We start from the raw sequence: 26215 nt of genomic DNA on the forward strand, positions 1-26215 counted from the left end.
AATGCCCCAAAACCATCGGATTTTATTACCAAGGCCGCTTAGCAGGCCCTTTTTCAAAGCTCTTATTCCATACGTAAGTATATGACAAGCTTAGTCTTGCGACCAGAGCCAATGCGTCACGATTTTTTATCGCCGACCGGCAGGTCAATATATCCCCGATCAATGCAATGTTCGAGTTCACGCGCAGCCGCAAGCATTTCCTGATAGCTCTCGCGAAGAAGTTTAAGCTTCGCCAGTTCTTCGGCCGTCGGATGATTGTCGTTGCGATCTGCACTGAGTTTGAAGGCATATTTCAGATAGTCGGCACGCAACTTGGCAACATTGATAATAAGCGGCAAAGCCGTATCGACGCTCATATCAGGGATCGCAGGACTGATGACTTCATGGTTCACTTCACGCAAAACATGCTCCATAGCCATCATGAAACGGCTTTTGCTGCGTCCGGCATCCTGCGTCATGATTTACCCTCCTTGGCGATAACGGTCTGGAATGACATACATTATCTCCTGTTAAGGTAAAAACTCCTATAACAGTTTTACCCCCCTGCACTTGATGTTTTTCAACCTTTAACTGCCTTATGTGATCACGGCTTGCGCGAACCGGTCAGGCAGGCTAGACGATGAAGCATGCAATTCTCGAGACAAGGAACCCGATCATGGAAGCACGCGTAAAGTGGCTTGAAAATCTGACCTTCACCGGCACCAGCGGCTCTGGCCACGGCGTTGTCATGGATGGCAACCGTGACACCGGCTTTGGTCCGAGCCCGATGGAGATGCTGCTTCTCGGTCTGGCAGGATGCTCGTCGATTGATGTCGTGCATATCCTTCAGAAAGGCCGCGAGAAAATCATCGATGTCCAAGCCGATGTCAAAGCCGAGCGTGCGGAAACCGACCCCAAGGTATTCACGAAAATCCACCTGCATTTCAAGGCCAAGGGTGAAAACCTGAACGAAGCCAAACTGGCCCGTGCGGTTGAACTTTCAGCCGAGAAATATTGCTCGGCCTCGATCATGCTGTCGAAGGCGGCCGAAATCACGCATAGCTGGGAAATCATGGAATAAGCCAGCTTTCGGGCGTGTTCTGCCACCGATTTCAAAGCGGTCCGTTACGGGCCGCTTTTTTGTTGGTCGCGTCATAATGCAGCCTGAGTTAGAGTTTATCGGACAAGCCACCACACCGAAACGAAACGGGGAAGCATTCCATGTCCGCAAACGGCCTTTTGCGTTCGACACTTGTCGCTATGACCATTCCGGCGACGATTGCACTGTCGGGATGCATTTTCGAAGACCCGCAACATGATCCGTCCGGCCTTGCCATTGGTGCCCCCGCCGAGAACCAATCATTTGACGATTATGTCCAGAAAACCCGCGAACAGCTTCGCACGGCACTTAAAGCAAAGCGCTTTGACAAGGAAGCCGCGCCATTTAGCCAATACGATCTTGACCAGGTGGTCGCGATGCGTGCCCCTTTCGCATCAGGTCCGAACAAAGCGGCCTGCGATGCGGCGGGCAATGACACGGCACATGGCAAAGATGTCGGTTTCCTGATGGTACATGGCCTGACAGACAGTCCGTTTCTGATGACCGATGTGCGCGATACGTTGCAATCCAAATTCCCATGCGCGACCTTCCATGGCCTGCTTCTTCCGGGGCATGGCACCGTCCCAGGTGATTTGGTTGACGTCAGTTACGAGGACTGGATCAAAACAGTGCGTTATGGCATGGACGGGTTCGCAAACGGCACCGACCATGTCATCACCATTGGCTATTCGATGGGGGCGGCCCTGATCGGGCGCGAATTTGATGCCCGTCGCCGCGATCCGCGGATGACGGCAATGGTTTTACTATCGCCGGGCTTTGCTGCCAAAAGCGATCAGGCATGGCTGACACCCTATGCCCGTTATGTCCAAAGCTGGGTTGGCAAAGGTGAAAACAGTGATGCTGCCAAATATGGTTCGATGGCAATGAATGCCGCAGCGGAATTTCATCTGCTGACTGAACCCTATCGCGATGGCACCATGGATACGTTCGATATCCCCGTCTTCATGGTGGCCAGTTCCGATGACCACACGGTTGATCCCTTACTGGCGGCCGACTTTTTCTGCAACAAGGTCACAAATGATAACAAGCGCCTGATCTGGTATCAGGGCGAGGAACACCTGATTGACGAACATCCTTTGTGTGAGGGTGTCGACATTGTCAAATCTGCGGCTCCGGACTGGCGGACGCTTAATCATGCCCATACTGCCATTACCATGCATCCCGATAACCAGCATTACGGTATGGATGGCATTATCCGTCGATGCGACCATTACGACGAGCAAAGCGCTAACAGTAAATGCCAGACCAGCAGCGATGCGGTTTATGGTGAATTGAATCTGTCGGATTCCGCGTCCCCGGGCAGTCTGCGGCGCGGAACCTTCAACCCCGATTTTGTCAGCATGCTCGATAAAATGACCCATTTCATCGAAGTGTCACTGGAAGTCCCGGGAAAGACCGCAAATTGATGAACAGTTTGCACAACTGATCATCGCCTGCCGCCATAAGAAGCACGCACAGACATGACCTTTGCCATTGATCGATTTAACGGACGAAGCGGCCTGACATTTCGTTATGCCTTGCATTCGCCTGAAAATGCCGTTGGTCATGTCCTGATCCTTCAGGGGCGCGGCGAGTTCATCGAACGCTACGGCGAAACGGCACATGAACTTGCCGAACGCGGGCTTGGCTGTGTCACTTTCGATTTCCGCGGACAGGGCGGATCAACCCGCGAAGTCACCGAAAGCCATATGGGTTATGTCCGCGATATCGCCCATTATATCGAAGATACGCATGATGTGCTTTCGCACCTGGCCGATCATTACAATATCCACTGTGATCTGCTTCTGACCCACTCGACTGGCGGGCTGGTGGGCATGCACATGCTGCTTGAAAAACCGTCCCTGTTTGAAAGCAGCGTCATGATCGCCCCATTTTTCGGGCTTGGTGGGCCGGACTGGATTGCACTTGCCGCGCAGTTTTTGTCAGCCGGACTGTGCCGATATGGTTTCGACAAGCAATTCCTGCCAGGACAAAAGCTGCTGTCACCACTGCAACCCTTTGGCGATGATAATCTGCTGACGTCGGATAGGGCGCGCTACGAACGCAACGTCACCTGCCTGCAAGATAACCCTGATCTGGTGGTTGGTGGCGTTTCGGCGGGATGGCTTGATGCCTGTTTCAGGGCACAGGCGGAATTATCCCAGCGTATTGTACCGGATAATAATTTTGTGACCTCGCCCCTGCCCCCGATTACGATGATTCTGTCAGGAAACGATCAGGTGGTCAGCAACCGCGCCACACAGGAACTGTTTGGCGATCATCCATCGGTTGCAATGGTCGAAATCCCCGAAGCCCGCCATGAAATCCTTCAGGAACGCGATGTTTTCCGAAACCTTTTCTGGCAGGCATTTGACCAGCATCTGGCAACCAATCATACCGACTGGCCCCTGCCTCGTTTCTAATAGGCGCGTCTTCCTTCTCAAACCGACTGCAACATTCCCTTGTCAAACCGTTCACGCCGGAACCGGCTGGGCGACATGCCGCGATGACGGGCAAATTGCCGATTGAAATGCGACAGGTTCTGAAACCCGGATTCCTCCGCCACCCGATAAATCGGCAAATCGGACGACAGCAGCAACGACACCGCCCGCCCCAACCGCAATCCCATTAGATAATCCTGAATGCTTGACCCTGTATGACGTTTGAAAAAACGGCGCAGGGTCCGCTCGCTCATGCCGGTCTGCTCGGCAATTTCAGCACTTCCGGTTTGTTCGACATAGTGCGAATGCAAAATATCCAGAACCCGACCAAGCCGGGTTGCCTCATGATAATCGGGCACCGTCGCGTCAAACCGTTCGGACGCAAGCGGTATCCGTTCCTGCGCATCCAGCAAAATCTGCAATACTTCTATCAGCAACAATAACCGGTCGGCCGGATCGCCTATATCAAACCGGTGTGTGAAGGCCGCAACCTTTCGTGCTGATAGGGTATCGAACTTCACACCCCGCCGTGCATCTGTCAGGACAGGTCGCAGCCGCGCAAATTCCGGAATGGTTTCACAAACATTATTGATCCAATCGGCCGTAAACCAGAACACAAAGGCCTGATGTGGCCGTTCGCCCGGCTTTGCCTGCAAATCAAGATCATAGGCTCCCATATCGATTTTCCCGGATGCGGGCGGGGCGGCATTGTGCGAATGCCATGTATGGGGCAGGTTCGGGCCCAGCAAGACCAGATCATCGTCACCGTAAGAACCGATATGATCCCCGACATAGCGTTGCCCCTCACTTCCGAGCGTCAGGGTGAGTTCGTATTCCGGATGAAAATGCCACTCGAACGGGATCGCACGCAGGTTCCGGTGCAGGCCGCGCCATGACCGATCCGGTGCAATTTTCACATGTTCGAACAGCAGTTTCATTCAAACACCCGCTTATACGGCTATCAAAATCGATTAATTTGGCCGAATAGTATCATATTATGTCCGCCCTGTCAGTGGGCGCGACCATTGCGGCCCTCTAGAATGGTTCCAACATCATGAACCATGCGGGAGGAAAAATCATGAGCATGCTGGCAAACACAACCATGGCAACAATGGCCCCGACCGGCCCGAATGCGAACCGGCCGGGCAATGCCTCGGTCAAGGAAGTCACCGGCACGCAATTGCGTGATCTTAAAAAATCGCTGCCGCTCCGCGTGCTATCGGATGCGGACTTCAAACACTGGCAAACCTATGGCTTTGTTGTCGTAAAAAATGCCGTCCCGCAGGAACAGGTCAAAGCCACCGTCGATTTCCTTTGGGAATTTCAGGAAATGGATCCGAATGATCCGGCAAGCTGGGCCCGGCCGCAAATGCGCGACCATGCCATGACCGAACTGAACAATTCTGGCATGGTCGAAGCCTATCATCATCAATCAATGTGGGATAACCGCCAGACGCCGCGGATTTATGACGCGTTTGTCGATATCTGGGATCGGACCGATCTTTGGGTATCGATTGATCGCGCCAACCTTAATACGCCCAATGTCGGCACGCGTGCCTTTGATGGTTTCATTCATTGGGACGCCGATACCAGTCAGGTCCCGCTGCCGATCAATGTGCAGGGCGTTTTATCGCTGGTCGACACCAATGATGATATGGGTGGGTTCCAGTGCGTACCGGACCTGTTTGCCAATTTCGCCGAATGGCTTGCCACCGCGCCAAAGGACCGAGACCCGTTCCGGCCGGACATCGCCAATATTCCGTATGAACTCAAACGCATCCCGATGCAGGCGGGCGATCTTCTGATTTTCAATAGCCTGCTTGCACATGGCATTCGCGCCAACCGGTCCAACCAGACCCGCGTTGCGCAATATATATCCATGGCCCCGGCAACGCCCGAGGAACAGGAACTTGTTGATTGGCGGACCAAAAGCTGGTCGGAACGCCTGCCGGCACGCGGTCACGCCTTCCCGGGTGACCCGCGCAATTGGGAACAGACGCGCTATGAACGCGCAAAGCTGACACCGCTTGGTGAAAAGCTTCTGGGTAAAGTTGCCTGGTAACAGAACAAAAAACGCCCCGGATTTCTGGGGCGTTTTGTATTAGTTCGCATCAAGCTTTGCGATCAGTATGGCTTTCGTGTCCGCATCCACAAAGGCCGCCTCAAGGGCGGTACGCGTTATACCACGAAGCTCATTCTCGCTAAAACCAAACACATCTTTAGCGCGCTGATACTCCTCGGCCAATGTTGTGTGGAAGAACGGCGGATCATCTGATCCCAACGTCACCTTAACCCCGGAATCATAAAGCCTGCGCAAAGGGTGGGATTCGTAATCCGGATATACAGACAGGGCAATATTCGATCCGGGGCACACTTCCAGAACAATGCCGCGTTTCACCAGTTCTTCGACCAGTTTCGGGTCTTCGATGGATCGCACACCATGCCCTATTCGGGTCACCGGCAATTTGTCGATTGCATCCCACACACTTTGCGGACCTTCAACTTCACCGGCATGCGTTGTACATCCAAGCCCGGCATCGGCGGCAATTTTATAGGCCGGGTAAAACGCTTCCTGCGAAAACATGCTTTCATTCCCGCCCATGCCAAACCCGACAATATAGGGATGATCACACGCAACCGTATCAGTCGCCACACCAATCGCCTTTTCCGGGCCGATATGGCGAACGCAGGTCATGATGATCCGTCCGATAATTCCGGTTTCCTTCCCGGCACGGTCAATCCCCTCGGCAACACCATTCAAATGATCATCAAAGGAAATGCCACATTCCAGTGCATGTGACGGCGAACAGAAAATCTCGACATAAAGCGCCCCCGCTTTGGCCTGTTCGCACAGATACCAATGCGTCAGATCGGCATAATCCTTACCGGTACGGATTGCCGCACTCGCCCTGTCAAAACTGCCCAGAAATTCGGGGAAGTTTGACCAGATATACCGATCCTGATCATCATAAATCCCGTCCGGAAGGCTAATACCGTTGCGGGCGGCGAATTTGCGCACCAATGCAGGGGTCAACGCACCTTCCATATGCAGATGCAATTCGGCCTTGGGAATATGCTGTGTCATTTCTGGCGCTCCGGATTTTCTTATTTTCTTTCCTGATCCAGTTCTAGCGCCAACAAGGCCCTAGGTCACGCAACAACCGTTTTCCGTCGCAGCATTTTTATCGAAGCCAAAAGCGCGCCACCAACAATCAAAAGGCACCCCGCGATCACGGTCGGGCTTGCTTCGGCTTTGCCAAAACCGATCAGCAGGATCGTGCTGAGTAACGGTGCACCATAAGACGCGACACCCAGAACCTGAATATCGCCATGCTTGGTGCCATAATCCCAGACAAAGAAAGCAACCCCGACCGGGCCAAGACCAAGCCCGATAATCGCAAGCCATTGCCCCGCATCCGGCATGACCCAGATTTCAGTCACGCCGTGTGTTATGAAACCCAATAACGCCGCACCGGCACAAAATCCGCAAACGGCTTCAACAGGAACATTGCGATAGCGCCGGTTCAAAACCGAATATCCCGACCACAGGATAGAGCAAACCATTGCCGCACCATAGCCAAGACCATAGGCCGGATCAAAATCAAACCCATGCCCTTTGGTCACCAGAACCGCAGCCCCGCAAAGTCCCAGAACCGCACCGGCAATGTGATACCATCGCAATCGTTCGCCGGGCAGAAGTGCAGAAAACAGGACAATAAAAAGTGGCCACAGATAGGCAATCAGACTGGCATCAACCGCGGGCGCATTGGCCAAGGCTACGAAATAGAAAAAGTGATACCCAAACAACCCGCCAACCCCAAGCACCCAGGCACCAACCGGTTGCCTCAATGCCTGAAATGCCGCCAACCCGCCGCGCGCGATCCAGATAAAGCTGAAAATGGCCGCAACGGAGAAACAAAGACTGACCAGTTGAAAAGGCGGGATGGCACTGACTTCTGTCGTAAATAACGCCAGCAAGGCCCAAAGCACAATGGCAATACCACCAATCATGGTGGCCTTTGTACGGTGATCAAGCAAAGTCATGAAACCATCCCGAAGTTCAACTAATCGCAGCGGTGATCAAAGCAGGTCGGGATGAAGACGTCTTTGCCGAAACTCCGGATTTCATTCGAATGAGATAAACCCGGAGGCCTTTAAGTTCGGCGGCGAAGCGCAATCGGCGCATGTCCGAACCGCCGGGAAAAGGCACGGGAAAACGCACTTTGATCGGTAAAACCGACCTCGCGCGCGATATCGCCAAGCGGCATTGTATTTTTCGGATCATTCAGCATTGCATAGGCACGCTGTAATCGTTGTTCGCCAAGCCAGCGCATCGGCGTTGTACCCAGATGCTTTTGAAACGCCGCAAATAACGCGCTTTCCGATTGCGCGGTAATCTTCGCCATTTCAGGAACCCCGACCGGTTCGGAAAGGCGCAGCTCAATCCAGGCAAGCAGGCGCTGCAAGCGCATCGGAATCATGCTGCCTGCGTCGGCTTTGTCAGTTTGCGTGGCTGCTGAATGGCACAGGACTTCGCCTAAAGTTTTGCAAACAAACGCGTCATCGGCAAAGGTGTTTTCACACACAGCAATTCCCGCCACATGACGCAATGACAGATTTTCAGATTGCAGTCTCCCCTGCCCATCCGGCGAAAATCGCCGTATGCGCGATATCACACGCTTTTGCTCAAGTCCTTGCAAAAGACCTGTCAAATGCCCAGCATAGCCAGCCCCGACTTCAAGATAGGTTGACGCACCCGCCTGATACCAAAACCGTTCAAGCCCGGTTTGCGCCGCAAGATCGATATCGACATCAAGCACAAGAAAACGGTTCATCCCCAACGCCCGATAGGCATGGGTATCGCCCGCCGGAACAAACGCCAGCCTGCGGCCCGAAACACAGCCACCGCGCCCCTCGACCTCAAGCTCGAGCATGCCAAGATCAGCAATGATGATCTGGTGGAAATCGTCGTGACTGTGGCTGGCGGCTTCAGACCGATACTGGCGAAAACTTGTTTGCATTTCTGTTCCTGTTCAAGAGCCACAGGATATGCGATTGCCGCAGTTCCGCAAAGCCCCTCGACAGCCGATACCGGCACAAACAAAATCAGCAAGGCGTTTATTAAAAACGCCTTGCTGATTGGTCGCCCGGGAGGAAGGCTAAAACCTTATGAAAACAGTTCCCTGTTTTCTTCAACGATCTGTGGCAAACGTTCCATGGTTCCCGAAAGATGCTGCCGCATTTCCGAACTGGCCAAATTGCCATCACCGGACTGGATCGCGGCAATTACCGCCTTGTGACCTTCAAGCACCGAAAGCATTTTACCCGCACGCGGCAGATCAAGCATGCGAACGCGCGCCAGATGACCGCTGCGCGCCGTCACCTGCACATGCAGGTTTGATTGATTGACCCCATTGAAAAGAGCCGCATGGAACGTCTCATCCAGCTGCTTGAACAGATCAATCTGTTCGATATCACCCGCAAGGGCTTCCTGCATTTTGATAATGCCCTTGGCTTTGACAACGGCGGCAGTTTCCCCCATTTCCGCCAATTGCCGCACCACTTCGCATTCCGCCGCAACACGCAGAAAATGCTCCTCGCGGATACGGGCAACATCAATCTTGGTCACCACGGTTCGCGACTGGGGATAGGATGCAACCAACCCATCCTGTTCCAGACGCATGATGGCTTCACGCACCGGTGACTGGCTGACTTTGAAACTGTCCGCCAGTTCTGCCCGAACCAGTGTTGTTTCAGGCGGAAGGACAAGCGAAATGATCCGGCTTCTCAGTTCCTCATAAACAAGTGCCGAAGCAGGAACATGCGCATTGGCTTTCATCGCGCTATCATAAACAGGCATGAGACCGCCCATGAATGTATTCATTTTCACTCAACTCCCGGCAATTGCGCATGTGCCTGCATCCCTTGGTCCCTTCATTACATCAATGCGTTGGGCAATAACAACGTCAAGCTTGGCACTGCCGCCATCAAAACGAAAAATACCACCATCGCAATGAAGAACGGGATCGATGCCCGGGTATAAGCGCCGGTTTTGACATCCAGAATGCCACAAACCGTAAACATGATGACCCCGACCGGTGGCGTCAGACCGCCAAAATTGATCAGGGTCACGATCAAAATCCCCATATGGACCGGGTCATATCCGGCATTGACCAGAACCGGCATGACAATCGGCGTGACCAGAAGGATGTTGGCCGCTCCTTCAAGGAACATGCCGCTGATCACAAGAACCGCGACAACAAGCGTCAGGATCAGAACCGGGTTTTCGGTAAGCGTTGTGACGAACTCGGTAATCTGCTGGGGTGCGCGCTCAATGGTCATGGCATAGCCCAGAACCGCCGCCATAATGATCAGCAACATCACCATGCCAAGATCGGAAACAGAGCCGGTCACCGCTTCGTAAAGCTTTTTGCGGTCCAGTTCCCGATAAACAAAAAATCCGACACAAAGCGCATAGAAAACAAGGAACGCGCCCGCCTCGGTCGCGGTAAACAGACCAAAGCGGAAGCCGACAATCAGAATGACAGGAAATGCGAGCGCCCAGATGCTTTCCGAAAAGCTCGACCAAAGCTCTTTTCCACTCGGCACCTTTGGCAGGTCGGGTTTATAACCGTTCTTATGCGCGACAAACCAGGATGTGATCATCAGGACAATCGTCAGGAAAATACCGGGCAGAACGCCGGCCAAAAACAGGCGACCGATCGAAACTTCATTCACAAACCCGAACAGGATCAGTCCGATGCTTGGTGGAATGGTTGCGGTGATAACCGACCCGAAGGCCAGAACCGCAGCCGTTGATGCCTTGGAATAGCCCTGCTTGATCATGCTGGGCCCCAGAAGGCGCGCTTCCATCGAGGCATCGGCAACGGCCGACCCCGAAATCCCGCCCATCATGAAGCTTAGAACGATGGATACCTGTGCCAGCCCCCCGGCCATCCAGCCGGTTAGCAAACGGGCAAACTTGACCAGACGGAACGTAATCCCCGTCACATTCATCAGATTTCCGGCAAGGATGAAGAACGGCACAGCCAAAAGCGGAAAGCTTTGTGTTGCCGTTACCATTTTCTGGATCACCACGGTTGGCGGCATGGCCCCGGTCATAATGAATACCGGCACCGAAGCAAGCGCCAAGGCAAAGGCGACAGGCATTCCGATGACCAGAAAAACCGTAAATAGTACCGCAATCAGTATGAGCATCAGAACTGCCCCCTGCTTCGAATTCGTTCGATAAGCTTAAACACCATGGTCCGCATCAAAAGGATCAGACCGACGACCATCGAAGCATGGATGTAAGAGGCATGGATTTGCGTCGCGCCGACAAGACGGGGATGCATCAAAATCATATTGCCCCACGCGTAATACAGCAGAAACGCAAGGAACCCGATGATCACGACGATATTGAACAATTCGACGAGATCGCGTGCTTTGGGGGATATGTTGTCCTGCAGGACCTGAAGACCGAAATGCCGGTTTTCCTGCATGCCAATGTCAGCTGCCAGCATGCAAAGCCAGACGAAAATAAGCTGGGCCATTTCAATTGACCAGATAATCGGGGATCCCACCGCCCTGGCAATTGACGCAACGCCCACCAGAACGACAATTGCAACAAGCAGAATCCCGGCACAGGCAAACTCAATTTGCTTGAGCATGTATTCCATTCCATCTTGAAGATTGATGTGCGTTGCCCCGCATGCGGAACAACGCACATTCGCAAGGCACGTTTACCGTTACCGGAAAATCAGCGACCGAGAACTTTATTGACGATGGCCGCCTCGGCTTCGAGATCAAGCTGCTTGTAAACCGGCTTTACAGCTTCCTTGAATGGCGCAAGGTCAACTTCGCTGACCTCAACCCCGCTTGCGGCAACATCTTCAAGCGCCTTTTCGCCAAGCTCGATGGTTAGCTGCGACGCATAACGACCGTCCTCGACCGCAAGATCACGTACAATCTTCTGATTTTCAGGAGAGATTTCATCCCATGCCTCGGCACCAACAACCAGCGCGGTCACGAGCTGGATATGGCCGGTTTTGGTCACATTCTTGATCACTTCGTAAAGTTTGGCATTCCAGATTGCGGTCGGCTGGGCTTCGGCACCGTCAATCGTGCCAAGCTGAAGGGCGGTGTATACTTCGCCCCATGCAATCGGGGTCGGTTCGGCACCCATTGCGCGGATGGTTTCAATCCAGACAGGCGCACCGATTGTCCGCATGCGAACACCGGCAAGATCAGCCGGACTTTTCACCGGTTTCTGTGTCAGGGCGTGGCGCGCCCCCTGATACCAGTTCGATGCAATCATCACGAGGCCAGATTTCTCGCGAAGTTCATCACCCCAGGCGATATATTCATCCGAAAGGGCAAATTTGTCGGCCTGTTCATAGGTATCAAACAGGAACGGTGCCGACATGATCGCCAGCGACGGAACGAAGCTTGAAAGACGGGCGACATCCGTGACCGTACCGATACCGGCACCCGCACGCGCCTGATCGATCATTTCGGTGGTGTCACCCAGCTGGGAATTGTGGAAAACCTCGATAATAACGTCGCCATTGGTGGCTTTTTCGACATCAAGCTTGAACTTCTCAAGCCCCTGCCCCATCGGGTCATTTGGTGCCAGAACCGTTCCGATACGAAGCGTCGTTGCAGCCGTCGCAGGCATTCCCGCAGCAAGCGCCCCGGCAAGTACAGCACAGATTCCGAGTGTTTTCGCAGTAAATTTCATTATGGAAGTCCTCCCGTTGGATTGGCATTTTGCCATTAATTGATATTTTAGTTTGTTTGAAATTTTAGATAGCTCCGGTCAATCTTGTCAATCGATTTTTCAACTTGTAAAAATCATTAAAAATCAAAAGATTAGTTGAAAATTTTCAATTCCAGACGCTGAAACTTGTAATCAACCGGGAAATGATCTTTGACCTATCGGGGACGCAAAATCAGAAATTGGCCACCGTCGAATGTGCGTAAAATCCGATCATATTTACCAATCATATTTAGCAGGCAGGTCCGATCTCGCCCGACGTTCAGGCTTTTTTTGCCACACCCAAATCCCATATGCTTTAATGAAGGAAGCCATTATCTTACAAGATGATGGACCTTCGGGTGATCTGGAAAACCAAAAAGCGGAGACGATTTTGACCTTCTGCGAGAAGTGCGACCAAATACCGGAAATGGCCCCAAGTGAAGGCCGCCTTTACCTTTGGCCTCCTGTTGCACATACAACGGGAAAAATTCTTGCCAATATCAAGAAGTCCGGGCACTCCGCAGAAAAAAGCACATCCGTTGCAACGCTTTATCTTAATTATGTACGTCCGGGTCTGCGCCCGATGATTGATGCGATTTCCGAAAATCTGCTGTCCGAAGAAATCACTGACACCAAGGCGCTGATCATGCCCGGCAATAGGGAACCCCAACTTGACGACATTGCGCGCGTCACGTCGCTTGGTGCCATACGCGCACAGATCGGCGCGGAATGGCTTGGCGATATGCTGCGGGAAAATCGCCTGAATTCCGTTTTCCAACCGATTTTTGCCGTTGGAAACATCACAAAACCCTATGCCCATGAATGCCTGATCCGCGGGACCGATAAAACCGGCAATGTCATCACACCAGATAAACTATTCGGCGCGGCCCAATCAGCCGATCTGCTGTTCCAGCTTGACCGGGCAGCCCGGGCTGCAAATGTCCGTAACGCGCACAAAGCAGGGATTTCGGGAAATCTGTTTATCAACTTCACGCCAAGTTCGATCTACGATCCGGATTCCTGCCTGCGCACAACGATTGATGTGGTGTCGGAATGCGGGTTGGATCGCAACAATGTTGTCTTTGAAGTTATCGAAACTGAAAAAGTCCGCAGTATTGAACATCTTGGTGCGATCCTGAAATCCTATCGCGATTCTGGTTTTCGGGTTGCACTGGACGATGTTGGATCGGGCTATTCGACCCTGAACATGTTGCCGCAACTGCAACCCGACATCATTAAAATCGACCGTGAACTGATCGACCATGTTGATCAGGATAAATACAAACAGGCCATTGTCAGCAAGCTGATCGATCTGGCCAAGCAACTCGACATTGACGTCGTCGCAGAAGGGATAGAACGCCAGGGCGAACTTGATTTCCTGACCAGTCACGGCGTGGATTATGTGCAAGGATATCTGCTTGGCAGACCAAACGCCTTGCCCTTTGCCGGCAACGCATAAAGCCCAATCCCATTATTCCGCAATCTCGCAACGCCATCGCTTGTCTGCGGGCACAAGCACATCGCCGCCCCCGCCGCTACCGGGCGACGCTTCGGAACTTTGCCGGGGTCAGGCCGGTAAAGCTGCTGAACCGCGTGGTCAGATGGGCCTGGCTTGAAAAACCGGTGGCGAGCGCGATATCGGCAACCGACAATGCCGGATCGCGCAGCATCCGTTTGGCGGCCTCAATCCGGCGGCGCAGAACATATTTATGCGGTGCCTCGCCCACCGACTGGCGGAACATGCGCGCAAAGTGATAGGGCGAAAGCCCCGCCTCGGCCGAAATCTGTTCGAGTGACAGCGGCTGATCCAGATTGGCCTCGATAAAATCAAACACCCGACGTCTGATTTGCGGCGACAGGCCACCGCGCACCCGGAATTCCAGATCGCGTTTCGACGAATAGCTGCGCAGCATATGCCCCATCAGCATCTGCCCAGCACTCGACATCGCCATGCGGTCCGCCGGGGCACTCCAGTCCAGCGGCAACATGGCGTGGCGGATTGTCTGCTCGATCAGGGGATCGAGGAAGAATGTCTTTTCAGGAACCTCAACGGCGTTGGGTTCAATATCAAATGCCTCGACCACCGCGCGTTCCCACGCGGAATGCGGGATATAGAGGTGGAACAGTTCGACCTCGCCATTGACCACCCAATCCGATGTCAGATGGGCCGGCATCAGGCAGCAACGCCCCGGCCCGCCACCGGTTAGCGGATCAGGTCCGATCTGGCGTTTAATGCCTGTACCACCATTGACATACAGGCTGATGGTGTGATGGTCAGGGTCGGTATAGCGGGTCATGACATCCGCATTGCGCCGCCAGTGTGCGGCCGAAATGCTGTCGCCAAAATCGCCCGCATTCAGCAGTTCGGCATCACCGATCAGCTGATTGTAGACTTCAAAATTCTGGTATCGGCCATTGGGCACAAACATCGGCACGTCCTGTTTCCAAGGCACAATCATCGCATTGCTGCACCATATTGCAAAGCCCGGCGTGCGAAGGACTGCATTGATTTGCGCAAGATTGTGAAAAACACCGCAAGTTCGTGAAAGCCCGTCCCCCGCAAAACGGTCTATAAACTGGCTTCGGATATGCCCCACATATCATTCTCTCCCTCTCGCCACCGGAGTTTCCGCTTTATCATGACCGCATTGCTTTTTCTGATCGTCACGGCCTGCTGGGGATTTACCTGGTATGCGATCAAGCTTCAGATCGGGCCGATCCCGATTGAAATGTCGATCTTCTATCGCTTTTTGCTGGCTGCTGTCGTGCTGTGCGCTTTCCTGATCCTGTCACGAAAATGGCGGCCGGTTCCGTGGCAGGCCCATCCGTGGATCGTGCTGCTGGGCTGCGGGTTGTTTGGCATCAACTTTATCCTGATGTATTCGGCGACCGGCTATATCGCATCGGGGATTGTTGCGGTGATCTTTACCACATCGACCATTTTCAACGCGCTTGGCAACTGGGCCTTTTATGGGCAGCGACCGGGATTGCGTTTTGTTTTCGGGGCCGCGTTCGGCCTTGGCGGCATTGCGTGCCTGTTTGCCAATCAGATTTATGCCCTGTCGCATAACCCGCATGCCATCACCGGCCTTTTGTTTGCGCTTGGCGGGACGGCGGTGTTTAGCATGGGCAACATGGTTTCGGTCAAACTGAACGCGATGGGTATTCCCAACCGCGATGCGGTCGCGCGTGGCATGGCTTATGGTGCGGTCATGCTTCTGATCTTTGCCCTGCTGCGCGGTCAGACGCCGGTCCTGCCGACCGATCCGGTCTATATTGGCGGGCTTCTGTATCTGGCCATTCCGGGGTCGGTCGTTGCCTTTATTGCCTATCTGGCACTGGTGCACCGGGTCGGTGCGGGGCGTGCGGCTTATGTCACCGTCCTGTTCCCGGTGGTGGCCCTTACGGTTTCGACCTTCCTTGAGGGCTATGTCTGGACGCCGATTGGGGCGACGGGGCTTGTGATGATCTTCCTTGGCAATATCACGATATTTGCCCGCCTGCCCGGCGCAAAAGCCCGAGCCGCCAAAGCCGCCGCCAAGGCATGAACAAAAAACGGTCGCCTGAGATATCACAGGCGACCGTGTGCCAACCTATGCCGGTTTGGCTTTGCGCCCGTGCCAGACTTCGGGGTTGATCATGTGGATCGGATCGCCGTTGGCATAGGCCACAAGCTGATCGAAAATATCGCCAAACTGCATGTCCAGTTCATCCTCGGTCACGAAGCCGACATGCGGGGTCGCCAGCACGTTGGGATGGTTGGCAAACCGGTCATCGGCGTCGATCAGGGGTTCGGTATCGAGCACATCCACCGCCGCCTTCCCCGGATGTCCGGCATCAAGGGCCGCCAGAAGCGCGCCCGGCACCACCAGCCCGGCCCGCGATGTATTGACAAACAGGCTGTCGGGCCGCATCCGCGCCAGATCATCAGCCGTAATCGTGCCGCGCGTTTCCGGCGTCAGACGCATATGCACCGTGACGATATCGGGCGTGGCAAAGAATGCCTCGCGCGATGCGGCGACATCAAGGCCGTCCTCAGTAGCAGCCTTGCGCGATGCCTCGGACGCCCAGACCAGCACATTCATGCCGAACGCCCTGGCATAGCCCGCCACCACGCGCGAAATCTTGCCATATCCAAGGATACCGAGGGTTCGCCCGCGCAATGTCTTGCCGATTCCCATCTGCCATTGGCCTGCTTTGAGCGACGCATTCTGTTCGACGATCTGGCGGGCGGATGCCATGATCAGCGCCCATGTCATTTCCGCCGCCGCATAGGATGGCGCCTTGCCCGCCCCCTGTTTCGAGCACAGCAAAACACCGCGTTTCGTGCAGGCATCGACATCAATATGCGGATAGGCACTGCGCTGACTGATCAGTTTTACGCCTGGCAAATGTGCCAGCAATTCATCGGTGATTTTGGTGCGTTCGCGAAACAGGACGACCGCCTCCGCATCGCCAATTGCGCCCGCCAGATCAGCCGGATCATCATATTTCTGCGTGAGGATGGTCACGTCATGCCCGGCCAGCTTGCTATAGCATGGCAGATGAAAAATGCTGTCGAGATAGTCGTCAAGAATTGCGATCTTCATTCTTAATCCCGCTATATTTTGCGCCATGATTACGGCACTTTAGGCAATACTCGCATCACGGGAATACCGACGCAAGACAGATCACCCTGATCCGGTTTTCTCATCCCGGTCACCTTTGCTTTGTCATCGGGTTTTGCGGTGTACGATCCTGCAAAAACCTTGAAAGCCGCCAACCCGGATTGTGCCGATTGGCCAAAAGGCTGTGTTTCGCCGCGATGATATCGCCATGCCCGACCCCATAGATGTCTTGCAGCATCCAGTCTTCCATCGCCAGCATAGCCTCAACCTCGCGCAGGTTCCGCCGACACGCTTCGCGACGCACGCGCCATTTGACCCACAAACCCGCCATTCTGCCCCACACCCCATCGGACCTGCTGGTCACGTCGGTTTTGGCGGCTACCGTCGGCTCGCATGAAATTTGCGCTGCCATGGCCATCATCCTTTTCAAGTTTTCCCAATTACGGATAGCGAGATGATGAGGATTTCTTATTGATGAGACAAACGAGAAGATTTAATATTATCTATTAGGAAACCTCATAATACTGGTTGATATTCATGTCCTCGCTGCCCGCTGCCCTGCCAAATCTTGACCTTGATCTGGCGCGTACCTTTGTCGCGATTTGTGAAACCGGCAACTTTTCGCGCGCGGCAGAACGGGTCAATCGCAGTGCCTCTGCCATCAGTCTTCAGGTCAAGAAGCTTGAGGAGATTATCGGATGCAGCCTGTTTGAACGCGAAACCCGCCGGGTGCGACTGACCCCGGATGGCGAGGTTTTATTGGGTTTTGCAAGACGTCTTCTACAGCTCAATGATGAGGTCATGTCACGCTTCCGCACCCCGGATTTTGCAGGGAAAGTGCAGCTTGGCGTGCCCAATGATAACGGGATCATCGCCATTCCCGAAATCATGCGCCGTTTTGCCATCAGCCACCCGCATGTCGAGGTCGATGTTTTTCTCGGCCCGACCGCAAGGCTGCGCCAGCGCATTGCCGACGGCACTACCGATATCGCCGTTTTCAGCTATAACCCCGAACTTGATCGGCAACCACCAATCCATAGCGAACCGCTTGTCTGGCTTGGTGCCCGCAACGGAATGGCGATTGAAAAACGCCCGCTTCCGGTCGCACTGGCCGAACCGGGTTGTTATTGGCGGGCGATGGCATTACGGGCGCTTGACGAAGCGGGGATCAATTACCGCGTTGCCTATACCAGCGAATTTTGTCAGGCACAGATTGCCGCAACCGAGGCTGATCTTGCGATCTGTCCGGTCCCGATCAGCGTGATTTCCGACCGCCTGATCCATCTTGATGCCCGCCACGGACTGCCCGAGCTTGGCGAATACCGCATAACCCTGGCCAAGCGCCCCGGTACCGGCCCGGCAGAGAATGCCCTGGCGGAGCATGTCGTGAGCAGTTTTAAAATGGCGGCAGAGCGCGGCATGCGGCTTTTTGCCTGAGCATTTTGATAGCCGGCGTTGATGTCCGAATCTGGCCAGCCAGCACAGCCAGCACGCTTTAATATCCATTCCGTCACCACCACATTTCAGACGGATCATGGATATGAGCACGGATACATGGATTGCCCTTTACCCGGAACAGGAGCGCAACCGCACACTTGCAAGGCGTATTCCGGCAGGCCCGAAAGCACCCCGGCCAGAACCGGAAAAAATCAACCAGAGCAATGACCCATCCCCGCGCATGGATGGGCGGAGCTGGGTGATGCTGATTGTGCTTTCGGTACTTTGGGGCGGGTCGTTTTTCTTTACCGAAATCGCCCTTGTCGATTTGCCACCCTTTACCCTTGTTCTGGGGCGGGTGGCGATTGCGGCGATGATCCTTTGGTGGGTGGTTCTGTTGCGCCATATCGACATCCCGCGTGATCCGAAGATATGGTTAAGCTTCCTTGTCATGGGGGCCCTTAACAACCTGATCCCCTTCAGCCTTATCGTCTGGAGCCAAACCCATATCGCAAGCGGTCTGGCGGCAATCCTGAATGCGACGACACCGCTTTTCACCCTGCTCATTGCCCATCTGGCGACCAAAAATGAAAAACTGACGCGGCGAAAAGTGATTGGTGTGCTGACCGGTTTTGTCGGCGTGATGATCGTGATCGGTTTGCCGGACGGAATTGTTCCCGCGATTGAGTCCAGCATGAGTTCCAACACGGGCACCAGCGTATTCAAGGACGTTTTTTCCCTCGCCCCATTTGCCCCGCTGGCGGTACTGATCGCCGCAATTTCCTACGGCTGTGCCGGGGTGTTTGGCCGCCGGTTCAAAAACACACCGCCGATCCTGACCGCGGCGGGGCAAACCAGTGCATCGAGCCTGATGCTGCTTCCTATTTGTATGATGATTGATACGCCGTGGCATTTGCCGTTTCCCAAAACCGAAACCATCCTTGCCGTGCTGGGCATCGCGGCGTTTAGCACGGCGCTGGCCTACATCCTGTATTTCCAGCTTCTGAAACGTGCGGGGGCCAGCAACCTTCTGCTCGTCACCTTCCTGATCCCGGTCAGCGCGATCCTGCTGGGTGTACTGTTTCTTGGCGAAACGCTGGCCCTGCGCCAGATTGCCGGGATGGCCGTCATCGGATTGGGGCTTGCCGTGATTGACGGGCGGCTGATCGGACGCAAAGGGAACCCGCGAAAGAGTCCGGCTTAGCCAAGCCGCCTATAAAGTTTCCTGAAAAAGTTCTTGATTTGTTCTTTTAACTATGACATAAAATAAAAGTCAACGGGAGAAATGCACCCGGACCGAAACCCGCAAGGCCTTGTGCCTTGCGGGTTTTTGCGTTTGGGAGCGGATGAAAGAGGTGATCGGGATGCAGGGACAGGGACAAAGACACAAAACGGGCGGCGGGGCGATCCGCAGGATATTGATCGGGGGATGGCGGAGCCATTACGGCGGCGTTCTGCCCGAGGATTAAGGGGGCTAACCCAGTCATTTGTCATGACGGGAGAGGTGCGTCTTTTTGGCAAGGGAGCGTTAAATTCGCCGGGAGCGGCGGCAATGGCAGCATGAGCGGCAGCGGGCGATCACCCGCCGACGATGGACAGGTGGGGGCCGTGCGCCCGAAATCCGTCTGCGGGGCAAACTGGCGAAGGCCCGAAATGTGTCCGGGCTTCACCGGTTGCCGGAAGTGTCGCCAAAGCCGGAAGGATGGCAATGGCAGCAGCAAGCCATGGCCCGTCGAAGATGGACAGGGCTGACAAGTGCGAGGACCGTGTGCCCGAAAACCGTTTGTGGGTGAGTTTGGCGCAAGCCCGAGGTTTGTCTGAACGCCGGGGTGGCAGGTTGTTGTCGTGGCCGGAAGGTGAGCGATGTGGGCCGGGAGTCCGATGGTGGTCCGTCGGCGGGGTTGGTGAACGCCTGAGGTTTGCCTGAGCACCGGAGAAGCAGGTTGCCGCCACCGCCCGAAAGTGAGCGACGTAGCCGAGAACCCGATAGCCGTCCGTCGGCGAGGTTGGCAATGGCCCTTGGTCTGTTCGGGCGTCGGTGGTTGCGGCAAGTCGGGTTTTGGGGGCCGGTTTTGGGGTGGCGTGCGCGGCCCTTTCGGGGTCGTTTGCCGATCTGCGGATGGTGACCCTGCCGCCGAATGGGCGCATCGAAAATGATCAGCACGGAGCCAGCCTGTGCGGGCCGTCGAACCGATGATGCCGGAAGCAGGCAATCCCGGCCGGGCGGCTTTCTGGTGCTGTGCGGCACCCTCCTGCCCCCGACCCTCATCACAAGCCAGTTTCAAAACCGTCTTTGCAGATCAGCATAAATACCATCGGCAAAGAGGTAACCAATGAAATTCAAAACAGATGACGATGCACATAGTTTTGACATCTCACCAGAAGGTGCAGGTCTGGAAGGAATATATGATGGCGACAGCACGCAGAAATCATCGCTTGAATTCACCAATACCCTGCCAACAAGCGACGGTAAATTCAGCAAAGTTCCCAAAGGATGGATTGCACAGGACGGCTATATGACAACCAACCCCAAACAACAGGGACTTGGTTACATGATGTCATTTGCCGGTGCGACCATGGCCGCGCAAGGCGATATCGAACATGTGTTTGTGTCTTCTGGCAGTGTGGGGGGCGGCGGACAGGCCGTTATTGCCGCACTGGGTGGTGCAAAATACGACCTTTCTGTCACCATGCAGGACGGCAAGACTGAAATCTTTGGCGGTTATGCGATCCCGGTCGCCAGCATGCTGGAAAAATCCGCACAGGGATGGAAGGCAAAGGGCTGGGTGCTCACGGACGACACGCTTTAATCGACCGATCCCAGATATTTCAGCCCCGGGCAGTTCAAGCTGACCGGGGCGACAACATCCTTACTGGTCGAAATAGCAATCCTGATCGATATCGGCGAGCAATCCGGCCTCTGTCGGGGACCAGTCTAATTGCCGACGCGTGATGGCACTTGCCGCCGGGCAATCGAGTTTGGCGAAATGGGCGAACCAGCCGAAATGATCGGTGGCCTCATCGGGGGTTTTGGATACGGTAGGAATACCCAGCCGTTTGCCAATCACCCCGGCGATCTCGCGAAAGGCGATGCCGGTTTCGGCAACGGCGTGATAGACGCTTCCCGGCATCGCGACCTCTACCGCGCGGACATAGGCGCGTGCGGCGTCAAGGCGATGCACGGCGGGCCAGGCATTGCCGCCATCGCCGATATAGGCCGAAACCCCGGTTTCGCGTGCGATGCCAATCAGGATCGGCACAAAGCCATGATCGCCCCTTCCATGCACCGAGGGCGGCAGGCGCATGAGCGACACGTTAAGCCCCTGCCCGACAAGGTCGGCCACGGCGCGTTCGGTCGCGACACGCGGCATGGCGTTTGGGCCGAAATCGGGCATGTCCTGCTCCGTCACCTGCATCCCACCGGCCAGAAGGCCGAGGCCAGAGGTCACGACAAGCGGCTTTTGCGTGTCGGCAATCGCATCGCCAAGGGCGGCGATGACCTCCTCATCCTCGGCACAGCTTTGGGCGTAGCGTGAAAAGTCGTGATTGAACGCGGTGTGAATGATCCCGTCGGCCACGAGCGCCCCGGCGCGCAGGCTTTGACGATCATCAAGATCACCGCGATGCACCAAAGCCCCGGCCGCCAGAAGCGCACCTGCCGACGCATCGGACCGTGCCAGCCCCAAAACCTCATGCCCGGCCGCGATCAGATTTTCCACCACCGCCGATCCGACAAAGCCACTCGCCCCGGTTACAAAAATACGCAATTCCGTTCTCCACTTCACATTGCACATGATCAATGAGCAAACGATAGGCGATGGCGATTGGACGATCCATGCGCTATGATCCATATTACTTTCGCAATCGTCCAGAAGGAAGTTCCCCACCCCATGGATCCGCTTTCCGATATCCTGTCGCTGCTTAAGCCGCGCAATTACATGTCGGCCGGGTTTGACGCCGCCGGTCCCTGGGCGATCCGTTTTGCCGATCAGGCCAATTCCATCAAATGCGGCACCATCGTTTCCGGGCAATGTTATGTCAGCGTCGAAGACCTTGCGGGTCCGGTGCTGTTGACGGCGGGAAATTCCTTTGTCCTGCCGCGCGGGCGGACCTTCTTTCTGGCAAGCGATCCTGATTGCCCGCCCGTTGATGCGCCGCACATCTTTGTCAAGGCCCAAAGCGGCGGGATTGTTCAGCATAATGGCGGCGGCGAATGCTTTATCGTCAGCAGCCGCTTTGTCCTTTCAGGGCCGCATGCCGACATGCTGCTGGCGGCCCTGCCGCCGATTGTGCGGATTGAAAATGATCAGGATGAAGCCAGCCTGCGCTGGCTGGTCGAACGGATCATGCAGGAATTGAGCAACCCGCAACCGGGCGGTTTTCTGGTGTTGCAACATCTGGCGCATACGGTGCTGGTGCAGGCCCTTCGGCTGCATCTGAGCAATGCGCAGCAAGCCAGCGGCCAAAGTGATAGGACCGAGCAAAACGCACCCGACATCCCCGACTGGTTTGCAGCACTATCGGATAAGCAGATCGCAACCGCGATTGCCTGCATTCATGGGGACCCCGCCCATCCCTGGACGCTTAAGGAACTGGCCCGCCATGCGGGCATGTCACGCTCGGCCTTTGCCGCCCGGTTCCGCGATGTTGTTGCTGTGCCGCCGATGGCCTATCTGACCCGCTGGCGGATGCTGCTTGCGGGGGATCGCCTGACCCATTCCGGATTGCCGGTTTCGGAAATTGCCCTGTCGGTGGGATATGAGTCTGAAAGTGCGTTCAGTACGGCGTTCAAGCGGGTGATGGGGTGTGCGCCGCGGGGGTATTCGAAAGAACTTGCAGGGAATGGCGTAAACCCCAACAGATTGTAGGGTTGCTCGTAAACCTAGAGCTTCACTGGGTTAGTCGTTTGATTGTGTGTAATATCTAATGAAATGTACTTAATGACAGAATGCCTCTAATGGGGTTTGGATAGCGCTAGAAAGAAAATCCCCCGAGAAAGAAATTTTGAGATGTGCAGAATATTTGATGAAAAACTATTCTCGCGTTCACTGCAATCAGCAGCAAAAGGTACGCCATGGACCGCAAAGCAAGGAGTGATCTCTAGCAGCTTAAATGGTTGGATATTTTCTGTAGATTTCCATCAAAAAAAAATCCTTAGGTTCTTTGCCAAGCCTGTAGCTTGGGACCACATGCTTTGGGATATCCTTCAAATAGAGGGAAACCAAAATAAACCAGTTACATTCCACTACTGGGGCACATTTACCTGCAAGACACCGGCGATTTGCGAACTGTGCGTTGATGAGGAAGGGCTCTCAAAAGATGATCTTGCCCAGGCTATCATAAGCTTTGCCGATCAGGGCAAGGATGACCGAGATTGGCAGAAAGGGCTATCGTTTGAGCAAATGCACGATCTAGCATCCTCCGATATGCTCAGACAGGACTATACGATGACACAAGTAATTTCATTGATATCGAACCAACGATACGAAGATGCAAAAACACTTTGCCAACAAGCTGTCAGAGGGGAAATTCCGATAAGGCATGTATTCTCATCGTTCGACAAAAACGAAGTGCCAGATCGTCAAGGCAGACGACCTTCAAGGAGCTTTTTCGAGCTCGCCGAAATATACTTAGAAAAGAATTTGTTATGAGCATATTTGCCTAGAGAGCTTTCGCATCATGCGACGAAAACTGTCCAGGCAAGACCACGAAGGGAATTGTAAAAACCAGCCTTCGGGCTGCTTTTATCATTTCGCATTTGACGGAAGGCGCTTTAACCCGCAACCGTTGTTCAGTTCTCAAACCCACATCGGGGGTTCAAGTCCCTCCTCGGCGACCAATTCCGCATCGTCGCCCCAAATCCCGCCGCCTTGACATTCGAACAAATTTGTTCGAACATAGCTCCATCAGCACATTTGGGGGAGGCTGAATGAATGGCAATGAACTGATGCGCAAGCTCAGGAAATACGCCAAGGTGCATGGGCTGGACCTCGCATTCGAGGCACATCGCGGCAAGGGATCGCACGGTACGCTGTATCTGGGAGATCATCGTACCACGCTCAAAGACCGCAAGAAGGAAATCAGCCCCGGCCTTCTGAACAGTATGCTGAAAGATTTGGGCGTCGATCCCAAGGATATCTGATATCCGGTGATGACGCCCATCCGGAACGGAGCAACAGAAATGCGGTTTATTTATCCCGTGGATTTAAGCGACGATGGCGCGGATGGCTTTCTTGCCGTTGTGCCCGATGTCACCGGCTGCGCAACGGATGGCGCAACAGAGCACGAAGCCTTACGCGAAATCGCCGATGCGCTTGATGAAGCCATTGCAGCAGCCATGATCGCCAAGGAAGACATTCCCCTGCCCTCTGCCGCCAAGGGCCGCCCCACGGTGACGCCGGGTACGCTTATGGCCGCCAAGGCCGCCCTTTACATCACCATGCGCGAAACGGGAACGACCAATACCGCCCTTGCGGCAAAGATGGGGCTGGCCGAAACCGAAATCCGCCGGATGCTTGATCCGCGTCATGCGACGAAGATGGGGCGGCTGGAAGATGCTTTGGCTTTGTTGGGGCGGAGGATTTCGGTCGTGGTGGAGGCGGCTTAGGTGAGGGGTGGTTTGGAGAGAACAAGCAGGAAATAAATCAGCCCTTGTTACTTATAGCTTTTTTCTAGTGGACATTCCTTAATTTCGTCTCGGTTTGAGCATCTGAATTACTTCGTGATTGATAGGAATAATCTCATGGAAACCATCATCAAGATTACGCGCTAGCTTTGTAACTAGACTAGAAAATTTCAACGCAGTATCCATATTCTCCCTAATTTCTTGACCGTTCCTAACGTCTACGTCTCCCGATCTTTTAATGTACTCATCGTCAACTACACCACCGCAGTGCTCATATACATGTCTTCTCAAAAACATTCTTTTTAACAACGTCTGATCGTCGTCAGATATATTTTTTTTAACTTGAATATCAAAACAACTTTGCAGCTCAGAATCAAAATAATCCAAATTATGGAATTTTATTCGCTCTGCAGTTTTTCGGCGACTTTCGGTCATTGGAACCAAGCGAACCAGAAGTTTGACATAATCTGCACCACCAGAGTCCAAAACAGATACAATCAGTTTTATCGCTTCAGTCGGATTTATATTACCTGTACCAATCCGCTTCTTAAGATCATCTAATTGAATTTCAATTTGGTCTAAATTGTTCCTGTATCCACAGGAAGAACAAAAGCCATAGCGTCCCAGCACATCATTACGTGTGCCACATTTCTTACACTTAAAGTTGGTCTGTTGCGATTCATCAGCTTTATAAAAGGCAGGCGGCTCTTTACCATCCTGAACTGCGGAAACAACCTCATCCATATCAATAATATGCTCGCCATCATCAGGATAACCTAATGCTTCATGGAAGCGTTGAGTAAGGTTTTTCAGAAATGCTCTGTGTCCTTGAGTTAAGAAATAATGTGGCGCAGCTCGAACACCACAATAAGGACAGACTGTATGCCAAATCGCTGAAAAGCTATTGGTTCTCCAATATTTTTCACAGTTAGGGCATTCATGCCCAAACATGCCAGTACGATCTGAAGCCAAAAGCGCCTGTATAAAAACAGGTTCTGGCTCTGGTTTTTCTGCCTCTGAGTTTGCTACCCATCCTCCTAAACGTGTAATGCGAACTGGTTCTCCATCAGAGTTAACTGCAACACCAATCAACGAGGCAGGGTTAGCATTACTTATTCTCATTCCTATGCTCACAGAACGATTACCTGCTTCATCAGTTTTGACATTGATAGAGAATTTGCCACCACAGTGCCCAATCTCAGAAAACTCTTGATGCATATTTCCACCTATGACCTATAGTTCGCCAAATCTAAAGAATGCGTCCTATCT

General features: G+C 54.0%; 27 protein-coding genes. 13 read left to right on the forward strand and 14 right to left on the reverse strand.

The genetic code is table 11. The features are described from left to right. Positions 1-116: 116 nt before the first annotated feature. Positions 117-458: a hypothetical protein gene (locus TH3_RS11795; RefSeq protein ID WP_007091891.1), complete on the reverse strand. Its 342-nt coding sequence runs from the start codon at positions 456-458 to the stop codon at positions 117-119. 197 nt (positions 459-655) lie between these two features. Here TH3_RS11795 and TH3_RS11800 point away from each other — a divergent pair, with 197 nt between their 5' ends. The 3 genes from TH3_RS11800 (at position 656) to TH3_RS11810 (ending at position 3501) form a co-directional block, all read left to right on the forward strand. Next, positions 656-1060: an OsmC family protein gene (locus tag TH3_RS11800; protein WP_007091892.1), complete on the forward strand. Its 405-nt coding sequence runs from the start codon at positions 656-658 to the stop codon at positions 1058-1060. A 140-nt stretch (positions 1061-1200) separates the two neighbouring features. Further along, positions 1201-2505 (forward strand): alpha/beta hydrolase, encoded by a 1305-nt coding sequence (locus TH3_RS11805; RefSeq protein WP_007091893.1) that lies wholly within the window; start codon positions 1201-1203, stop codon positions 2503-2505. A gap of 54 nt (positions 2506-2559) precedes the next feature. Continuing rightward, entirely contained in the window at positions 2560-3501 is a 942-nt protein-coding gene (locus tag TH3_RS11810; RefSeq protein ID WP_007091894.1) for an alpha/beta fold hydrolase, read from the forward strand. A 17-nt stretch (positions 3502-3518) separates the two neighbouring features. On the opposite strand, the gene TH3_RS11815 is transcribed toward TH3_RS11810, so the two are convergent. Continuing rightward, positions 3519-4457 (reverse strand): helix-turn-helix domain-containing protein, encoded by a 939-nt coding sequence (locus TH3_RS11815; RefSeq protein ID WP_007091895.1) that lies wholly within the window; start codon positions 4455-4457, stop codon positions 3519-3521. Between the two features lie 140 nt (positions 4458-4597). On the opposite strand from TH3_RS11815, the gene TH3_RS11820 reads away from it, so the two are divergent. Beyond that, positions 4598-5581, forward strand: a complete 984-nt coding sequence (locus TH3_RS11820) for a phytanoyl-CoA dioxygenase family protein (protein ID WP_007091896.1) — start codon at positions 4598-4600, stop codon at positions 5579-5581. Between the two features lie 39 nt (positions 5582-5620). On the opposite strand, the gene TH3_RS11825 is transcribed toward TH3_RS11820, so the two are convergent. The 7 genes from TH3_RS11825 to TH3_RS11855 form a co-directional block, all read right to left on the reverse strand. Continuing rightward, the gene (locus TH3_RS11825; protein WP_007091897.1) at positions 5621-6604 is read right to left on the reverse strand and encodes an adenosine deaminase; all 984 of its coding nucleotides are present in this window, start codon (positions 6602-6604) and stop codon (positions 5621-5623) included. A gap of 65 nt (positions 6605-6669) precedes the next feature. After that, positions 6670-7563, reverse strand: a complete 894-nt coding sequence (yddG, locus tag TH3_RS11830) for an aromatic amino acid exporter YddG (RefSeq protein ID WP_007091898.1) — start codon at positions 7561-7563, stop codon at positions 6670-6672. A gap of 110 nt (positions 7564-7673) precedes the next feature. Continuing rightward, the gene (locus TH3_RS22415) at positions 7674-8540 is read right to left on the reverse strand and encodes an AraC family transcriptional regulator (protein WP_007091899.1); all 867 of its coding nucleotides are present in this window, start codon (positions 8538-8540) and stop codon (positions 7674-7676) included. A gap of 146 nt (positions 8541-8686) precedes the next feature. Further along, positions 8687-9403: a GntR family transcriptional regulator gene (locus TH3_RS11840; protein ID WP_007091900.1), complete on the reverse strand. Its 717-nt coding sequence runs from the start codon at positions 9401-9403 to the stop codon at positions 8687-8689. A gap of 53 nt (positions 9404-9456) precedes the next feature. Further along, complete coding sequence (locus TH3_RS11845; RefSeq protein ID WP_007091901.1) at positions 9457-10737, reverse strand: TRAP transporter large permease; 1281 nt, start codon at positions 10735-10737, stop codon at positions 9457-9459. Further along, the gene (locus tag TH3_RS11850; protein ID WP_007091902.1) at positions 10737-11189 is read right to left on the reverse strand and encodes a TRAP transporter small permease; all 453 of its coding nucleotides are present in this window, start codon (positions 11187-11189) and stop codon (positions 10737-10739) included. The genes TH3_RS11845 and TH3_RS11850 overlap by 1 nt, the downstream gene beginning before the upstream one ends. 89 nt (positions 11190-11278) lie before the next feature. Then, entirely contained in the window at positions 11279-12259 is a 981-nt protein-coding gene (locus TH3_RS11855; protein WP_007091903.1) for a C4-dicarboxylate TRAP transporter substrate-binding protein, read from the reverse strand. A gap of 601 nt (positions 12260-12860) precedes the next feature. On the opposite strand from TH3_RS11855, the gene TH3_RS11860 reads away from it, so the two are divergent. After that, complete coding sequence (locus tag TH3_RS11860) at positions 12861-13736, forward strand: EAL domain-containing protein (protein WP_233421757.1); 876 nt, start codon at positions 12861-12863, stop codon at positions 13734-13736. Between the two features lie 76 nt (positions 13737-13812). Here TH3_RS11860 and TH3_RS11865 read toward each other — a convergent pair whose 3' ends face one another. Continuing rightward, positions 13813-14706 carry a helix-turn-helix domain-containing protein gene (locus TH3_RS11865; protein ID WP_076519702.1) on the reverse strand — a complete coding sequence of 298 codons (894 nt, stop codon included), beginning with the start codon at positions 14704-14706 and terminating at the stop codon, positions 13813-13815. A 210-nt stretch (positions 14707-14916) separates the two neighbouring features. On the opposite strand from TH3_RS11865, the gene TH3_RS11870 reads away from it, so the two are divergent. Continuing rightward, positions 14917-15825 carry a DMT family transporter gene (locus TH3_RS11870; RefSeq protein WP_007091906.1) on the forward strand — a complete coding sequence of 303 codons (909 nt, stop codon included), beginning with the start codon at positions 14917-14919 and terminating at the stop codon, positions 15823-15825. A 45-nt stretch (positions 15826-15870) separates the two neighbouring features. Here TH3_RS11870 and TH3_RS11875 read toward each other — a convergent pair whose 3' ends face one another. Beyond that, the gene (locus TH3_RS11875) at positions 15871-16866 is read right to left on the reverse strand and encodes a D-2-hydroxyacid dehydrogenase family protein (RefSeq protein ID WP_007091907.1); all 996 of its coding nucleotides are present in this window, start codon (positions 16864-16866) and stop codon (positions 15871-15873) included. A gap of 109 nt (positions 16867-16975) precedes the next feature. Next, complete coding sequence (locus TH3_RS11880; protein ID WP_076519696.1) at positions 16976-17296, reverse strand: hypothetical protein; 321 nt, start codon at positions 17294-17296, stop codon at positions 16976-16978. Between the two features lie 125 nt (positions 17297-17421). Here TH3_RS11880 and TH3_RS11885 point away from each other — a divergent pair, with 125 nt between their 5' ends. The 3 genes from TH3_RS11885 to TH3_RS11895 all read left to right on the forward strand — a co-directional run bounded on the left by TH3_RS11885 (position 17422) and on the right by TH3_RS11895 (position 21131). Next, positions 17422-18321 carry a LysR family transcriptional regulator gene (locus TH3_RS11885; RefSeq protein ID WP_007091909.1) on the forward strand — a complete coding sequence of 300 codons (900 nt, stop codon included), beginning with the start codon at positions 17422-17424 and terminating at the stop codon, positions 18319-18321. Between the two features lie 103 nt (positions 18322-18424). After that, a complete protein-coding gene (locus TH3_RS11890) occupies positions 18425-19525 on the forward strand; it encodes a DMT family transporter (RefSeq protein WP_007091910.1) in 1101 nt (366 codons plus the stop codon). A 1129-nt stretch (positions 19526-20654) separates the two neighbouring features. After that, positions 20655-21131 carry a hypothetical protein gene (locus TH3_RS11895; protein ID WP_007091911.1) on the forward strand — a complete coding sequence of 159 codons (477 nt, stop codon included), beginning with the start codon at positions 20655-20657 and terminating at the stop codon, positions 21129-21131. A gap of 60 nt (positions 21132-21191) precedes the next feature. Here TH3_RS11895 and TH3_RS11900 read toward each other — a convergent pair whose 3' ends face one another. Beyond that, on the reverse strand, positions 21192-22088 hold the full coding sequence (locus TH3_RS11900) for an SDR family oxidoreductase (protein WP_007091912.1): 897 nt from the start codon (positions 22086-22088) through the stop codon (positions 21192-21194). A 123-nt stretch (positions 22089-22211) separates the two neighbouring features. Between TH3_RS11900 and TH3_RS11905 the strand changes: the two genes are divergently transcribed. The 4 genes from TH3_RS11905 to TH3_RS11920 all read left to right on the forward strand — a co-directional run bounded on the left by TH3_RS11905 (position 22212) and on the right by TH3_RS11920 (position 24928). Continuing rightward, the gene (locus tag TH3_RS11905) at positions 22212-23189 is read left to right on the forward strand and encodes an AraC family transcriptional regulator (RefSeq protein ID WP_007091913.1); all 978 of its coding nucleotides are present in this window, start codon (positions 22212-22214) and stop codon (positions 23187-23189) included. A 141-nt stretch (positions 23190-23330) separates the two neighbouring features. After that, positions 23331-23972: a Rossmann-fold NAD(P)-binding domain-containing protein gene (locus tag TH3_RS11910; protein ID WP_007091914.1), complete on the forward strand. Its 642-nt coding sequence runs from the start codon at positions 23331-23333 to the stop codon at positions 23970-23972. A 278-nt stretch (positions 23973-24250) separates the two neighbouring features. Next, complete coding sequence (locus TH3_RS11915) at positions 24251-24463, forward strand: type II toxin-antitoxin system HicA family toxin (protein WP_007091915.1); 213 nt, start codon at positions 24251-24253, stop codon at positions 24461-24463. Between the two features lie 39 nt (positions 24464-24502). Continuing rightward, on the forward strand, positions 24503-24928 hold the full coding sequence (locus TH3_RS11920) for a type II toxin-antitoxin system HicB family antitoxin (RefSeq protein WP_007091916.1): 426 nt from the start codon (positions 24503-24505) through the stop codon (positions 24926-24928). Between the two features lie 78 nt (positions 24929-25006). Here the strand turns inward: TH3_RS11920 and TH3_RS22870 are convergent, their stop codons facing one another. Further along, entirely contained in the window at positions 25007-26164 is a 1158-nt protein-coding gene (locus TH3_RS22870) for a hypothetical protein (RefSeq protein ID WP_139328303.1), read from the reverse strand. Positions 26165-26215 lie beyond the last annotated feature (51 nt).

Source organism: Thalassospira xiamenensis M-5 = DSM 17429 (assembly GCF_000300235.2).
In the GTDB taxonomy this organism is placed as follows: domain Bacteria; phylum Pseudomonadota; class Alphaproteobacteria; order Rhodospirillales; family Thalassospiraceae; genus Thalassospira; species Thalassospira xiamenensis.

Coding starts and splice junctions, on each gene's coding strand:
- TH3_RS11795 (WP_007091891.1), bottom strand. CDS start 458: ATGACGCAGGATGCCGGACGCAGCAAAAGCCGTTTCATGATGGCTATG.
- TH3_RS11800 (WP_007091892.1), top strand. CDS start 656: ATGGAAGCACGCGTAAAGTGGCTTGAAAATCTGACCTTCACCGGCACC.
- TH3_RS11805 (WP_007091893.1), top strand. CDS start 1,201: ATGTCCGCAAACGGCCTTTTGCGTTCGACACTTGTCGCTATGACCATT.
- TH3_RS11810 (WP_007091894.1), top strand. CDS start 2,560: ATGACCTTTGCCATTGATCGATTTAACGGACGAAGCGGCCTGACATTT.
- TH3_RS11815 (WP_007091895.1), bottom strand. CDS start 4,457: ATGAAACTGCTGTTCGAACATGTGAAAATTGCACCGGATCGGTCATGG.
- TH3_RS11820 (WP_007091896.1), top strand. CDS start 4,598: ATGAGCATGCTGGCAAACACAACCATGGCAACAATGGCCCCGACCGGC.
- TH3_RS11825 (WP_007091897.1), bottom strand. CDS start 6,604: ATGACACAGCATATTCCCAAGGCCGAATTGCATCTGCATATGGAAGGT.
- yddG (WP_007091898.1), bottom strand. CDS start 7,563: ATGACTTTGCTTGATCACCGTACAAAGGCCACCATGATTGGTGGTATT.
- TH3_RS22415 (WP_007091899.1), bottom strand. CDS start 8,540: ATGCAAACAAGTTTTCGCCAGTATCGGTCTGAAGCCGCCAGCCACAGT.
- TH3_RS11840 (WP_007091900.1), bottom strand. CDS start 9,403: ATGAATACATTCATGGGCGGTCTCATGCCTGTTTATGATAGCGCGATG.
- TH3_RS11845 (WP_007091901.1), bottom strand. CDS start 10,737: ATGCTCATACTGATTGCGGTACTATTTACGGTTTTTCTGGTCATCGGA.
- TH3_RS11850 (WP_007091902.1), bottom strand. CDS start 11,189: ATGCTCAAGCAAATTGAGTTTGCCTGTGCCGGGATTCTGCTTGTTGCA.
- TH3_RS11855 (WP_007091903.1), bottom strand. CDS start 12,259: ATGAAATTTACTGCGAAAACACTCGGAATCTGTGCTGTACTTGCCGGG.
- TH3_RS11860 (WP_233421757.1), top strand. CDS start 12,861: ATGATTGATGCGATTTCCGAAAATCTGCTGTCCGAAGAAATCACTGAC.
- TH3_RS11865 (WP_076519702.1), bottom strand. CDS start 14,706: ATGTTTGTGCCCAATGGCCGATACCAGAATTTTGAAGTCTACAATCAG.
- TH3_RS11870 (WP_007091906.1), top strand. CDS start 14,917: ATGACCGCATTGCTTTTTCTGATCGTCACGGCCTGCTGGGGATTTACC.
- TH3_RS11875 (WP_007091907.1), bottom strand. CDS start 16,866: ATGAAGATCGCAATTCTTGACGACTATCTCGACAGCATTTTTCATCTG.
- TH3_RS11880 (WP_076519696.1), bottom strand. CDS start 17,296: ATGGCAGCGCAAATTTCATGCGAGCCGACGGTAGCCGCCAAAACCGAC.
- TH3_RS11885 (WP_007091909.1), top strand. CDS start 17,422: ATGTCCTCGCTGCCCGCTGCCCTGCCAAATCTTGACCTTGATCTGGCG.
- TH3_RS11890 (WP_007091910.1), top strand. CDS start 18,425: ATGAGCACGGATACATGGATTGCCCTTTACCCGGAACAGGAGCGCAAC.
- TH3_RS11895 (WP_007091911.1), top strand. CDS start 20,655: ATGAAATTCAAAACAGATGACGATGCACATAGTTTTGACATCTCACCA.
- TH3_RS11905 (WP_007091913.1), top strand. CDS start 22,212: ATGGATCCGCTTTCCGATATCCTGTCGCTGCTTAAGCCGCGCAATTAC.
- TH3_RS11910 (WP_007091914.1), top strand. CDS start 23,331: ATGTGCAGAATATTTGATGAAAAACTATTCTCGCGTTCACTGCAATCA.
- TH3_RS11915 (WP_007091915.1), top strand. CDS start 24,251: ATGAATGGCAATGAACTGATGCGCAAGCTCAGGAAATACGCCAAGGTG.
- TH3_RS11920 (WP_007091916.1), top strand. CDS start 24,503: ATGCGGTTTATTTATCCCGTGGATTTAAGCGACGATGGCGCGGATGGC.
- TH3_RS22870 (WP_139328303.1), bottom strand. CDS start 26,164: ATGCATCAAGAGTTTTCTGAGATTGGGCACTGTGGTGGCAAATTCTCT.